Raw genomic sequence first — 12,899 nt, forward strand, 5'->3', positions numbered from 1 at the left:
TCTCACCTCAGCTTCGGATCGAGGGCGTCGCGGACCGCGTCGCCGAGCATGATGAAGGCCAGGACGGTGATCGCCAGGGCGCCCGAGGGCCAGAGCAGGGCGTGCGGCGCGTTGCGGATGTAGGGCGAGGCGGACGAGATGTCGATGCCCCAGGAGACGCTGGGCGGCTTCAGGCCGACGCCCAGATACGACAGGGTCGCCTCCAGGGAGATGTAGGTGCCGAGCGCGATGGTCGCCACGACGATCACCGGAGCGACCGCGTTGGGCGTGATGTGCCGCAGCAGCATGCGGGAGTTGGAGGCGCCGAGCGCGCGGGCGGCCTGCACGTAGTCGTTCTGTTTGACGGTGATGACCGAGCCGCGGCCGATCCGGGAGATCTGCGGCCAGCCCAGCAGCACCATGAACCCGATGACCGGCCAGATGCTGTTGTTGGTGACCACCGACAGCAGCACCAGTCCGCCGAGGACGACGGGGATCGCGAAGAAGATGTCGGTGATCCGGGACAGCACCGAGTCCCACCCTCCGCCGAAGAACCCGGCGAGCCCGCCGAGCACGCTGCCGAGGATCGCGACCCCGAGCGTGGCGCAGACGCCGACGGCGACGGAGGTGCGGGCGCCGTAGACCGTACGGGTGTAGACGTCGCAGCCCTGGCCGTTGAAGCCGAACGGGTGGCCCGGCTGGGAGCCCTGCTGGGCCTTGGCCAGGTCGCACTTGAGGGGGCTCATCCAGGTGATGGAGCCCGGCCACAGGGAGATGAAGACGAGGAAGAGGATGACCAGCCCGGCGATGATGAAGACCGGGTTGCGGCGCAGATCGCGCCAGGCGTCGGACCAGAGGGAACGGGGCTTCTCCTGCGGGCCTGTGCCCTCGGGGCCGCCGGGGGCCCGTCCGCCGGAGGCGGCTGATGGATGCTGCTCCAACGTCTCCCCCTCGGAGGTCGCGAGGTCCATGGCACCACCCATCCCCGTCGGGGCGATCGCTCCGTCGTCGTGAGGCTGCTCAGGCATAGCGGATCCTGGGGTCGAGGACGGCGTAGAGGAGATCGACGAGCAGGTTGGCGATCAGGAAGACCAGCACGAGGACGGTCACGAAGCCGACCACGGTCTGGGTGTTCTGCCGCAGGATGCCCTGGTAGAGCTGGTAGCCCACGCCGTGGATGTTGAAGATCCGCTCGGTGACGATGGCGCCGCCCATCAGGGCGCCGATGTCGGTGCCGATGAAGGTGACCACGGGGATCAGCGAGTTGCGCAGCAGATGCCTGGTGATCACCCGGCGCCGGGGCAGGCCCTTGGCGACGGCCGTACGGACGTAGTCGGACCGCTTGTTCTCCGCGATGGAGGTCCGGGTCAGCCGGGTGACATAGGCGAGCGAGACCGAGGCGAGGACCAGGCCCGGGACGATCAGTTCGTCGAAGTTCGCGTCGGTGGAGACCGAGGGCTTGATCCAGCCCCACTCGACGCCGAGCAGGAGCTGGAGCAGCAGACCGGTGACGAAGGTCGGCACGCTGATCACCACGAGGGTGATCAGCAGGACGCCGGTGTCGACGGGCCGGCCTCGCTTCAGGCCCGTGATCACGCCCAGGGTGATGCCGATGACGATCTCGAAGAGGATCGCCACGATCGTCAGCCGGATGGTCACCGGGAACGCCGACGCCATCAGCTCGGTGACCTCCTGCCCGTTGAACGCGGTGCCGAAGTCGCCGGTGAAGACGTTCCCCATGTACGTCAGGTATTGCTGCCACACCGGCTTGTCGAGGCCGAACTCCTTCTCCAGCTGGGCGGCCGTCGCCGGGTCGCACTGCCGGTCACCGCACAGGCCCGCGATGGGGTCGCCCATCACGTTCACCATGAGGAAGATCAGCAGCGTCGCCCCGATGAAGACCGGGATCATCTGGAGCAGGCGCCGGACGACGTACCGTCCCATGGGCGCTCAGCCGACCTTGATCTCGTTGTAGACGGGGACGCTGAACGGGTTGAGCTTGACGTTGGACAGCCGCTCCGAGAAGCCCGCGCTGCCGTTCTGGTACCAGAGCGGAATGGCGGCCATGTTGTCCCGGACGACCGCCTCGGCCTCCTTGAACAGATCGACCGCCTTGGCGGTGTCGGTCTCGGCGTTGGCCTGGTCGACGAGGTCGTCGAACTCCTTGTTGGACCACTTGCCGTCGTTGGAGGAGGCGTTGGTGTAGTAGAGCGGCTGGAGGAAGTTCTGGATGAGCGGGTAGTCCATCTGCCAGCCCGCGCGGAACGGGCCGCTCATCTTCAGGTCGGTGATCTGGCTGCGGAAGTCGGCGAAGGTGCCGACCGGGTTGCCGACGCAGGCCTTCTCGTTGTCGAGGGCGTTGTTGATGGAGTTGCAGACGGCGTCCACCCACTCCTTGTGCGAGCCCGTGTCCGCGTTGTACGTGATCTTGACCTGGCCGCCGGGGAGCCCGCCGCCCTCCTCGATGAGCTGCTTGGCCGCGGCGGGGTCGTACTCGCAGGCGTCGCCGCAGAACCCCTCCTGGAAGCCGCCCTCCTCGCCGAGCACCGGGGAGGTCCAGTCGGTGGCCGGGGTGCGGGTCTTCTGGAAGATGGTCTCGGTGATCTGGTCGCGGTCGATGGCCCGGGAGAGTCCGGTGCGGACCTTGTCCGTCCCGGCCTTGTCCCAGTCCTCGTCGTAGAAGGGGAAGGCGAGCGTCTGGATGATGCCGGCCGGGGTGTTGAGGTAGCGGTCGCCGAGGTCGGCCTCGACGTTCTTGAGCTGGGCGGCGGGCACGTCGTCGACCAGGTCGAGGTTGCCGGCCAGCAGGTCGGTGTAGGCGGTGTTGTTGTCGGTGTAGACCTTGAGGTCGACGCCGCCGTTCTGCGCCTTGTCGTCACCCGGGTAGTCGTTCCAGGCGCGCAGGGACATCTGGGAGCCCTTGGCGTAGGAGTCGATGGTGTACGGGCCGTTGCCGACGGGCTTGCTCAGCCAGGCGTCGTGGTCGTCGAAGAACGCCTTCGGCAGCGGGGCGTAGGCGGGGTAGCCGAGGGTCTCGGGGAAGGTCGAGAACTTCTGGTTGAGCTTGACGGTGAAGGTCTTGTCGTCGACGACCTTCAGCCCGGAGAGGGTGTCGGCGGTCTGCTTGCTGCCGTCCTCCGGGTGGGTCTTGTCGTAGCCCTCGATGTAGCCGAAGAAGTACGCGTTCTTCTGGTTGTTCTTCAGGCTGGCGCCGTAGTTCCAGGCGTCCACGAACGAGCTGGCGGTGACCTTCTCGCCGTTGCTGAAGGTCCAGTCCTTGATCTTGACGGTGAAGTTCTGCGAGTCGGTCGTCTCGATGGACTCGGCGAGCATGTCCTTGGCCTCGCCGGTCTCCGGGTCGTACTTCTTCAGGCTGCGGAAGATCATGTCGAGGACCTTGCCGCCCTGCACCTCATTGGTGTTGGCGGGCTCCAGCGGGTTCTGCGGGTCGCCCCAGGAGGAGCTCAGTACGGCGCTGGTGTCGCCCCCGCTGTCTCCGTCGTCGCCGCCGCAGGCCGTCGCCGCGAGCGCTACCGCCGCCGCGCAAGCGGCCCATTTGGCGTGCGTGGCTCCACGCATGGAGTGCCTCCTCATGACTGCGCTGTGCCTCCAGCGCCGGAGCGCTGGACCGTTACCGGCAAATATCAAGGCAAAAGCGGCAATCCGCACTCGCACCGGACCTTTCGGGGGGTCTCGGTTACCCATTCGGACCCGCCCGAATGGATCTTCGATGCACCACGCAATGGATCTTCGGCATCCGATGCCGAACCGTTGGATTAGGACCCCCTGATGTACGCATTTCGGCACACCACCGTCCGCATAACGAACTCCTTGACCGATTAGTCCAGTTGGTCCGAGTCAAGGCACAACTCGATCACATTGGGCTACCCGCGTAGCTACGGAACAGTCAAGACAGAGCAAAGAAAGTAAAGAGGCAACCAAGTCGACCGAGAATTTATTGACCTTGAATGAATTGCGTTGAAAAAGTCCGGCGTAGCCCGTAGGGAGCGCCCTGCGGAGTCATTCAGACCCTCCCTTGGGCCAGGAGCACCATGACCCCCCCAACTCCATCAGCGGCTGCCCCGCTTGAGGCGACCGACGAGAGCGTCGAGAAGTCGATCACTTCTGACGCCCCGAAGGTGAACGAGAGCCGGTCTCCCGGGCAGCTGGCCTGGCGCCGGTTCAAGCGGGACCGCGCGGGCGTCATTTCGGCCTGCATCGTGATCTTCTTCTTCGTGATCGCGCTGTGCGCCCCGCTGATAGCCAAGCTGTACGGGAAGGATCCGTACACGACGTACGGGCTCTCGAACCCGATGCTGCTGGGCGACAACGGCCTCCCCGTGAAGCCGAACGGCGGCATCGACAGCGAGTTCTGGTTCGGCATCGAACCGCAACTCGGCCGGGACCTCTTCACCTTCCTGCTCTACGCGATCCGCAACTCGCTGCTCATCGCCACGGCCATCACGCTCCTCGTGGTGATCATCGGCGTGGCGGTCGGTGTCACCGCCGGCTATGTGGGCGGCAAGACGGATTGGTTCATCGGCCGGGTCATCGACATCCTGCTGGCGTTCCCCTCGCAGCTCTTCTTCGTGGCCTTCACCCCTGTGGTGCTCGCCCTGTTCGTGTCCGCCGACGAGAACACACCGGTCTGGCTCACCGTCGTCTGCCTGATCGGACTGCTCACCGTCTTCGGCTGGGCCTCCATCGCCCGATTGCTGCGCGGCCAGGTACTGGCCCTGCGTGAACGGGAGTTCGTGGAGGCCGCCAAGGTCACGGGCGCGTCTCCGGCGCGCATCATCTTCAAGGAGCTGCTGCCCAACCTCTGGACCCCCATCCTGATCCAGGCAACTCTCAACCTCCCGCTGATGGTCACCACGGAGGCAGGTCTTGCCTTCCTCGGCGTGGGCATCTCGGATCCGACCCCGGACTGGGGCGTCATGATCGGACGCGCCGCCCAGGTCTATCAGGACGACATCACCTTCCTGCTCTTCCCGGGCCTCGCGATGGTGATCTTCGTCCTGGCGTTCAACCTGCTCGGCGACTCGGTGCGCGACGCGCTCGACCCGAAGACCAAGCGCTGACTCTCCGGCCCTTTTCAGGACCGCGGCAAAGGTGCCGGGGTGCCGGATCCCTCTCAACACACTCATTTCGAAGGCAGGATGCGATGTCCTTCTCGCGTAGAAACTTCCTGATAGCCACCGGTGTCGTGGCGGCGTCGAGCTCCGTGCTGTCCGCGTGCAGCAGCGGCGACTCCACCTCCAACTCCGGCAAGGGCGGGAAGGCCGAGGCCGCCAAGGCCAACGCGACCACGGTCAAGATCGGTACCGCCGAGGACTCCAAGGGCCCGGCCCCCGAGGTCTCCGGTGCGAAGAAGGGCGGCACCGTCCGCCTGCTGAACGACGACGACTTCTCGCACCTCGACCCGCAGCGCATCTACTACGCCTGGAACTCCCTCGCGGCGGTCGTCCTCTCCCGCACGCTGACCGGCTACAAGATCGCCGACGACGGCTCCATGACGCTGGTCGGTGACCTCGCCACCGACACGGGCAAGATGGAGGACGGCGGCAAGAAGTGGACCTTCACGCTGAAGGACGGCGTGAAGTGGGAGGACGGCTCCGACGTCACCGTCGACGATGTCCGCCACGGTATCGAGCGTGCCTTCGCCGACTACATCACCGAAGGCGCCTTCTACGTCCAGACCTGGCTGACCGGCTCGGCGGACTACCGCAAGTCGTACTCGGGGCCGTACAAGAACAAGCACCTGAAGTCGATCGAGACGAGCGGGAAGTCCATCACCTTCCACCTCTCCGAGGCCCGTCCTGACTTCAACTACGTCGTCGCGATGCACTCCTACGCGCCGACCCCGGTGAAGAAGGACACGAAGCAGGACTACGACAAGAAGCCTGTCTCCAACGGTCCTTACAAGATCAAGTCCCACACCACCGACAAGTCGATGGTCCTCGTGCGCAACGAGAACTGGGACCCGGCGACGGACCCGATCCGCAACGCCTACCCGGACCAGTTCGACTTCACCTTCGGAGTCGAGCAGCTGACGGCCATCGACCGTCTGCTGGCCGACGCGGGTGACGACCAGTACGCCGTCTCCTGGCGCACCATCCCGCAGGAGCGTCTCCAGAAGGCCCAGACCGAGGCCAAGGACCGCGTCTTCTCGGAGCTCGGCAGCGGTGTCTCCTGCTACTGGATCAACACCAGCCGGGTGACGGACAAGGCCGTCCGCGAGGCCCTCATCAAGGCCTGGCCGACCGAGGCGATCCGTCGTCTCCAGGGTGGCGAGGTCCGGGGTGACTACGCGACCGGCATCATGAGCCCGCTCGTCGCCGGCTACGAGTCGCAGGACGTGTGGGGCAAGCTGAAGAACCCGGCGGGCGACCCGGCTGCCGCGAAGAAGGTCCTGGAGAAGGCCGGCAAGGCCGGCTACAAGGTCGTCTACGCGTACCAGCAGGACGACACCCAGTCGAAGATCAAGGTCGTCATCGAGAACGCCCTCAAGGCCGCCGGCTTCGAGGTCGTCACCAAGGGCATCGACTCCACGACCTGGTACGACCAGGTCGGCAAGCTGGACAACCAGTACGACGTGTACTGGGGTGGCTGGTCCTCCGACTGGCCGACCGGTTACTCCGTGTTCCAGCCGCTCTTCGACAGCGCCAACGTCGTGGACCAGGGCCAGAACTACTCGCACCTGAAGGACGACGCCGTCGACGCCGCCATCAAGGCCGCGACCGCCGAGGTCGACCAGGACAAGGCCAACAAGATGTGGGCGGCGCTGGACAAGCAGGTCACCGAGACCGGCGCGTTCATCCCCGACGTCTACATGCGTCGCATCTACATGCACGGCTCGAAGCTCGGCAACGTGAAGATGGACCCGAACTTCGACGGCTGCATGCTCTACAAGCTGTACGTCAAGGCCTGATCCACACCTGAGAGGTGGGGCGGTCCCCGGGACCGCCCCACCCTCGGCTCGTCCACCGTGGCCTCCGGTCACCCCGGTCCGGCCTCTCCTTACGACGGCCCTCCCAGGAAAGCCACCACCCCATGCTTCGCTTCCTAGTCCGCCGGCTCCTCGGCGCCGTGATCACGCTGCTGATCATCAGCGCGGTCACGTTCATGCTCTTCTACGCGGTGCCGCGCGATCCGGCCCGCATCGCCTGCGGCAAGATCTGTACTCCGGAGACGCTGGAGCTGATCAAGCACAACATGGGGATCGCGGACCCGGTGCCGGTGCAGTTCTGGAACTGGCTCACGGGCATCTTCCTCGGCCGCGACTACCCGGGCTTCGGCCACTGCGACGCGCCGTGCCTGGGCTACTCGTTCGTCAACCGTGAGCCCGTCCTCGACACCATCCTGGACCGGTTCCCGACGACGTTCTCCCTGTTCATCGGCTCGTCCGTGGTGTTCCTGGTGTTCGGCGTCGGCACCGGCATGATCGCCGCGCTGAAGCAGGGCAAGCCGATGGACAAGATCGCCAGCAGCGCCTCGCTCATCGCCTCGTCGATGCAGATCTACTTCGTGGGCACGCTGGCCCTGTACTTCTTCGTCTACCAGTGGCAGATCCTGGACCAGCCCGGGTACACGCCCTTCTCCGACAACCCGGGCAAGTGGTTCAGCGGGCTCCTGCTGCCCTGGCTGATCCTGGCGTTGATCTTCACCGCCAACTACACCCGTATGACGCGCTCCCAGATGGTCGAGCAGCTCAACGAGGACTACGTCCGCACGGCCCGGGCCAAGGGCCTGTCCGGTCCGAACGTGTTCTTCCGGTTCGCCTGGCGCGGTGCGATGGGCCCGATCGTCACCATCTTCGGTGTCGACGTCGGTGTGCTGCTCGGCGGCGGCATGATCACCGAGAAGACCTTCAGCATCCAGGGCATCGGCCTGCTCTCCGTCAAGTCCGTGCAGACCAACGACCTGCCCATGCTGCTCGGCATCATGGTCCTGACGGCCGGCTTCGTCGTGCTCGCCAACATCGTGGTCGACGCCTGCTACGCCCTCATCGACCCGCGCATCAGGCTCGCCTGACCCTCGCCCCCACCAGCTACCCCGCATCACCCCTCCTGGAGCGTCCCCGTGACGAGCACCGAACAGCAGCCCTTCCTGTCCATCAAGGACCTGAAGGTGCACTTCTCGACCGAGGACGGCATCGTCAAGGCCGTCGACGGTCTGTCCTTCGACCTCGTACGCGGCAAGACGCTGGGCATCGTGGGTGAGTCGGGGTCCGGCAAGTCGGTCACCAACCTGACCATCCTGGGTCTGCACAACCCGGACAGCACCAAGGTCGAGGGCTCGATCACCCTCGACGGCCAGGAGCTGAACGGGGCGCCGGAGAAGACCCTGGAGAAGCTCCGCGGCAACAAGATGTCGATGATCTTCCAGGACGCGCTGACCTCGCTGTCGCCGTACCACACCATCGGCAAGCAGATCGGCGAGACGTACCGCAAGCACACGGGCTGCTCCAAGCAGCAGGCGCGGGCGCGGGCGATCGAGATGCTGACCCGGGTCGGCATCCCGCAGCCGGAGGTGCGGGTGGACGACTACCCGCACCAGTTCTCCGGCGGTATGCGCCAGCGCGCGATGATCGCCATGGCCCTGGTCTGCGACCCCGAGCTGCTGATCGCCGACGAGCCGACCACCGCACTGGACGTGACCGTGCAGGCCCAGATCATGGACCTGCTCAAGGACCTCCAGCGGGAGTTCGGCACCGCGATCATCTTCATCACGCACGACCTGGGCGTGATCGCCGACATCGCCGACGACGTGCTGGTGATGTACGGCGGGCGCTGTGTGGAGCGCGGCACCAAGAAGGAGGTGCTGAGCAACCCTCAGCACCCCTACACCTGGGGCCTGCTCGGCTCCATGCCGAGCCTGGACCACCCGGTCGACGTGCCCCTCAACCCGATCCCGGGTGCGCCGCCGTCGCTGCTGAACCCGCCGTCGGGCTGCCGCTTCCACCCGCGATGCGCCTTCACCGAGAAGGTCGAGGGCGGGCTGTGCTCGTCCGAGCGGCCGCTCCTGGAGATCGTCGACGGCCGTGGCTCCGCCTGCCACCTGACCGACGAGCAGCGCCGCGACTTCTTCACCGACCTGGCCGGCAGCGCGGCCAACTGACGTACAAGAGACGGGATTTCACCACCATGAGCAACACCTCCCCCCTCCTGGACGTCTCCGGGCTGACCAAACACTTCCCGATCAAGGGCGGTTTCCCGATCCGTCGCACCGTCGGCGCCGTCCAGGCCGTCGACGGGCTCGACTTCCAGGTCAACGAGGGTGAGAGCCTCGGTCTGGTCGGCGAGTCGGGCTGCGGCAAGTCGACGACGGGTCGCCTCATCACCCGCCTGCTGGAGCCCACGGCGGGCACGATCTCCTACCGCGGGCAGGACATCACCCACGCCAACCGCAAGCAGTTGGCGCCGGTCCGCTCCGAGATCCAGATGATCTTCCAGGACCCGTACGCCTCGCTGAACCCGCGGCACACGGTCGGCAAGATCATCTCGGGTCCGATGGAGATCAACGGCATCAACCCGGAGGGCGGCCGCGAGAAGCGCGTGCGCGAACTCCTGGAGATCGTCGGTCTGAACCCCGAGCACTACAACCGCTTCCCGCACGAGTTCTCCGGCGGCCAGCGTCAGCGCATCGGCGTCGCCCGCGCGCTCGCCCTGGAGCCCAAGCTGATCGTCGCCGACGAGCCGGTCTCCGCGCTCGACGTCTCGATCCAGGCCCAGGTAGTGAACCTGCTCCAGAAGGTGCAGCGGGAACTCGGCATCGCGTTCGTCTTCATCGCCCACGACCTCGCCGTCGTACGGCACTTCTCGCAGCGCGTCGCGGTCATGTACCTGGGTAAGATCGTCGAGATCGCCGACCGCGATGACCTGTACGACAACCCGCGCCACCCCTACACGCGGGCCCTGCTGTCCGCCGTCCCCGAAGCGACGGTGGACGACACGCCCGCCCGCGAGCGCATCCGCCTGACCGGCGACGTGCCCTCCCCGATCAACCCGCCCTCCGGCTGCCGCTTCCGCACCCGCTGCTGGAAGGCGACGGAGAAGTGCGCCACCGAGGCGCCGCCGCTGGTCCAGGTCGAGGGCAACAAGCCGGGCCACCTGACCGCCTGCCACTACCCGGAGATGGAGGGAACCATTCCGGCTCCCCGTCTCTCCAAGGACCCTGAGGTGGCGTCCTGACACACCCCTTTTCGTCAGGCGCCGCCCTTGGAACGGACTTTCACCGGCCCATTGACCCGAGCCCATGAGTGTCCGCTCCCAGGGGAGCGAGGGCCCGTGCCTCCCCGGCACGGGCCCTCTTCCGTTACCTGTTGTTCGTTGCCCTAGTAGGGCTTGGTCAGGTTCGTATGGGTGTGGGTATGTCCCGGTGGCAGGTGGGGCAGGCGCCGGCCCAAAGGGCGAGGAGTGTCTGTAGCTCGCGGACGACTTGGTAGAGGCTCAGGCCGGCGCTGCTTCTTTTGGGGTCCGGGCCAGTCGTTGCAGCGTGCAGAAGGCGTGCGCGACGGAGACGAGGGTGACGTGGTGGTGCCATCCGTTCCAGGTCCGGCCCTCGAAGTGGGCGAGTCCCAGGGCCTGTTTCATCTCCCGGTAGTCGTGCTCGATGCGCCAGCGGAGTTTGGCGAGGCGGACCAGTGTGGTCAGGGGCATGCCGGAGGGCAGGTCGGACAGCCAGTACTGCACCGGCTCGCTCTCGCCGGCCGGCCATTCGGCCAGCAGCCAGCACACAGGCAGTTCCGGGCCGTCGACGTGCTGGCGGACCTCGCGTCCGGCGGACCGGATCCGCAGCGCCACGAAGCGGGAGTACATCCGCTTGCGGCCGGAGCGGCCGGTGCCGGGCCGGGAGCCCTCCCGCCACTGCACCGGCCGGGCCGCCTTCCGGCCCGCCGCGATGACCAGCTCCTTCACCGGCCGCGGCTTGTCGGGATACTTCGCCACCGGCGGGCGTCCGGACCCGGAGTGCGGTTCGGCCACCGGCACCGCGTCGGCGGGCTGGGCAGACAGCGTGGTGGAGATGCCCACCACGTAGTTCAGGCCGCGTTCCTGCAGTCCGTTCCGGAACGCGGCGGCGTCACCGTATCCGGCGTCCGCGACGGCCAGCGGCACCTCGATGCCCCAGGAGCGGGTCTCGTCGAGCATATCCAGGGCCAGCTGCCACTTCTCCACATGCCCGACATCGTCCGGGATACCGCAGGCTGTGCGGCGGGCGACCTTGTCCGCATCGGCCTTCGGCGAGGCGGGATCCCAGCTCTGGGGCAGGAACAACCGCCAGTTGACCGCCGCCGAGGCGTGGTCGGACGCGAGGTGGAGGGAGACGCCGACCTGGCAATTGGTGACCTTGCCGGCCGTGCCGGTGTACTGCCGCGACACACACGCCGAGGCAGTCCCGTCCTTGAGGAACCCTGTGTCGTCGAAGACGAAGGCGTCGGGCCCGATCCTCTCCTCCATCCGCCAGGCGAGCTGGGCCCGGATGTGTGCCGGGTCCCAGGGACTGGTGGTGATGAAGTTGGCCAGTGCCTGCCGGTTCCCGTCCTCACCCAGGCGGGCGGCCATCGGCTCGACCGATTTACGCTGCCCGTCGGTCAGCAGCCCCCGCAGATAGACCTGCCCCCACCGTCGCTGATCCCTGCGCGCAAACGGCTCGAACACCTCCGCCGCGAACGTCTCCAACTCACCACGCACCAACGCAATCTCGTCCGGAGTCACACACTCTCAACGCCACACCGGCCCAGCAGGACACGCAACACCACAACCGACCTGACCAAGCCCTACTAGGAAGTCGTCGAACCGCCATCCTCTTCGAGCTGTTCCTCCAGCGCCGCCAGCGCCGGGTCCAGCACGATGTCCTCGTCCCGTGCCTCGATCGTCGGGTCCTCCGGGAAGTGGCAGGCCGTCAGGTGGCCCTCGTGGTTGCCGGAGAGGCGAATCAGCGGGGGTTCCTCCGTCGCGCACTTGTCCTGGGCCTTCCAGCACCGGGTGCGGAAGCGGCAGCCCGACGGTGGGGAGATCGGGGACGGTACGTCACCGGCCAGCCGGATGCGTTCCCGGGGCGACGCGGACTCGTCCGCCAGGTTCACCTCGGGCACCGCCGAGAGCAGGGCGTGGGTGTAGGGGTGGCGAGGACGGGTGTAGATGGACTCCCGGTCGCCGACCTCGATCACCTTCCCGAGGTACATGACCGCGACGCGCTGCGAGAAGTGCCGTACGACGGCGAGGTCGTGGGCGATGAACAGGAACGCGATGCCGAGTTCCCGCTGCACCTCCTGGAGCAGGTTGACCACCTGCGCCTGGATGGAGACGTCCAGGGCCGACACCGGTTCGTCCGCCACGATCAGCTTCGGTTCCAGAGCCAACGCGCGGGCCACGCCGATGCGTTGGCGCTGGCCGCCGGAGAACTCGTGCGGGAAGCGGTTGTAGTGCTCGGGGTTGAGGCCCACGATCTCCAGGAGTTCACGGACCCGCTTCTCCCGGCCGCCGTCCGGATCGATGCCGTTGATCTCCATCGGACTGGAGATGATCTTGCCGACCGTCTGGCGGGGGTTGAGCGAGGAGTAGGGGTCCTGGAAGATCATCTGGATCTCGGACCTGATCGGGGCCAACTGCTTGCGGCTGGCGTGGGTGATGTCCTGGCCCCGGTAGGAGATCGAGCCCGACGTGGGCTCCAGCAGCCGGGTGATGAGGCGGCCGGTGGTCGACTTGCCGCAGCCCGACTCCCCCACCAGGCCGAAGCTCTCACCGACGTTCACGGTCAGGTCGATGCCGTCCACGGCCTGGACGGCGCCGACGGTCCGGCGGATGGGAAACCCGCCCTTGACCGGGAAGTGCTTGGTCAGCCCCTCCACTTTCAGCAGCGGCTCCCCGGCCGTCGCGGCCTGCCGGGGAGCGGGGAGGACGAGGTCCTCTGTCATG

Annotated in this window: 10 protein-coding genes; 5 read left to right on the forward strand and 5 right to left on the reverse strand. The window is 66.8% G+C overall.

Going from position 1 to position 12,899, the window contains the following annotated elements:
• Positions 1–2: 2 nt before the first annotated feature.
• The 3 genes from BN159_RS16055 to BN159_RS16065 are packed head-to-tail and all read right to left on the reverse strand — an operon-like array spanning position 3 to position 3,558.
• Positions 3–1,007: an ABC transporter permease gene (locus tag BN159_RS16055; RefSeq protein WP_015658041.1), complete on the reverse strand. Its 1,005-nt coding sequence runs from the start codon at positions 1,005–1,007 to the stop codon at positions 3–5.
• Positions 1,000–1,923: an ABC transporter permease gene (locus BN159_RS16060; protein ID WP_015658042.1), complete on the reverse strand. Its 924-nt coding sequence runs from the start codon at positions 1,921–1,923 to the stop codon at positions 1,000–1,002. Before BN159_RS16060 ends, BN159_RS16055 begins: the two co-directional genes overlap by 8 nt.
• Positions 1,924–1,929: 6 nt before the next feature.
• Entirely contained in the window at positions 1,930–3,558 is a 1,629-nt protein-coding gene (locus BN159_RS16065; protein WP_015658043.1) for a peptide ABC transporter substrate-binding protein, read from the reverse strand.
• 473 nt (positions 3,559–4,031) lie between these two features.
• Here BN159_RS16065 and BN159_RS16070 point away from each other — a divergent pair, with 473 nt between their 5' ends.
• From BN159_RS16070 to BN159_RS16090, 5 genes are all read left to right on the forward strand, one after another.
• Complete coding sequence (locus BN159_RS16070) at positions 4,032–5,060, forward strand: ABC transporter permease (RefSeq protein ID WP_015658044.1); 1,029 nt, start codon at positions 4,032–4,034, stop codon at positions 5,058–5,060.
• An 83-nt stretch (positions 5,061–5,143) separates the two neighbouring features.
• A complete protein-coding gene (locus BN159_RS16075; RefSeq protein ID WP_015658045.1) occupies positions 5,144–6,910 on the forward strand; it encodes an ABC transporter substrate-binding protein in 1,767 nt (588 codons plus the stop codon).
• Positions 6,911–7,032: 122 nt separating this feature from the next.
• Entirely contained in the window at positions 7,033–8,013 is a 981-nt protein-coding gene (locus tag BN159_RS16080) for an ABC transporter permease (protein WP_015658046.1), read from the forward strand.
• A gap of 48 nt (positions 8,014–8,061) precedes the next feature.
• Positions 8,062–9,099 carry an ABC transporter ATP-binding protein gene (locus BN159_RS16085; RefSeq protein ID WP_015658047.1) on the forward strand — a complete coding sequence of 346 codons (1,038 nt, stop codon included), beginning with the start codon at positions 8,062–8,064 and terminating at the stop codon, positions 9,097–9,099.
• Positions 9,100–9,125: 26 nt separating this feature from the next.
• Positions 9,126–10,172 (forward strand): ABC transporter ATP-binding protein, encoded by a 1,047-nt coding sequence (locus BN159_RS16090; RefSeq protein ID WP_015658048.1) that lies wholly within the window; start codon positions 9,126–9,128, stop codon positions 10,170–10,172.
• A 258-nt stretch (positions 10,173–10,430) separates the two neighbouring features.
• Here BN159_RS16090 and BN159_RS16095 read toward each other — a convergent pair whose 3' ends face one another.
• Positions 10,431–11,696 (reverse strand): IS701 family transposase, encoded by a 1,266-nt coding sequence (locus BN159_RS16095; protein WP_015658049.1) that lies wholly within the window; start codon positions 11,694–11,696, stop codon positions 10,431–10,433.
• 65 nt (positions 11,697–11,761) lie between these two features.
• Positions 11,762–12,898: an ABC transporter ATP-binding protein gene (locus tag BN159_RS16100; RefSeq protein WP_015658050.1), complete on the reverse strand. Its 1,137-nt coding sequence runs from the start codon at positions 12,896–12,898 to the stop codon at positions 11,762–11,764.
• Position 12,899 lies beyond the last annotated feature (1 nt).

The sequence above is a fragment of the Streptomyces davaonensis JCM 4913 genome (assembly GCF_000349325.1).
Lineage (GTDB): Bacteria > Actinomycetota > Actinomycetes > Streptomycetales > Streptomycetaceae > Streptomyces > Streptomyces davaonensis.

Bases quoted from the DNA above. Each gene is read 5' to 3' on its own strand.
- BN159_RS16055 (WP_015658041.1), bottom strand. From the start codon at position 1,007: ATGCCTGAGCAGCCTCACGACGACGGAGCGATCGCCCCGACGGGGATG.
- BN159_RS16060 (WP_015658042.1), bottom strand. From the start codon at position 1,923: ATGGGACGGTACGTCGTCCGGCGCCTGCTCCAGATGATCCCGGTCTTC.
- BN159_RS16065 (WP_015658043.1), bottom strand. From the start codon at position 3,558: ATGCGTGGAGCCACGCACGCCAAATGGGCCGCTTGCGCGGCGGCGGTA.
- BN159_RS16070 (WP_015658044.1), top strand. From the start codon at position 4,032: ATGACCCCCCCAACTCCATCAGCGGCTGCCCCGCTTGAGGCGACCGAC.
- BN159_RS16075 (WP_015658045.1), top strand. From the start codon at position 5,144: ATGTCCTTCTCGCGTAGAAACTTCCTGATAGCCACCGGTGTCGTGGCG.
- BN159_RS16080 (WP_015658046.1), top strand. From the start codon at position 7,033: ATGCTTCGCTTCCTAGTCCGCCGGCTCCTCGGCGCCGTGATCACGCTG.
- BN159_RS16090 (WP_015658048.1), top strand. From the start codon at position 9,126: ATGAGCAACACCTCCCCCCTCCTGGACGTCTCCGGGCTGACCAAACAC.
- BN159_RS16100 (WP_015658050.1), bottom strand. From the start codon at position 12,898: ATGACAGAGGACCTCGTCCTCCCCGCTCCCCGGCAGGCCGCGACGGCC.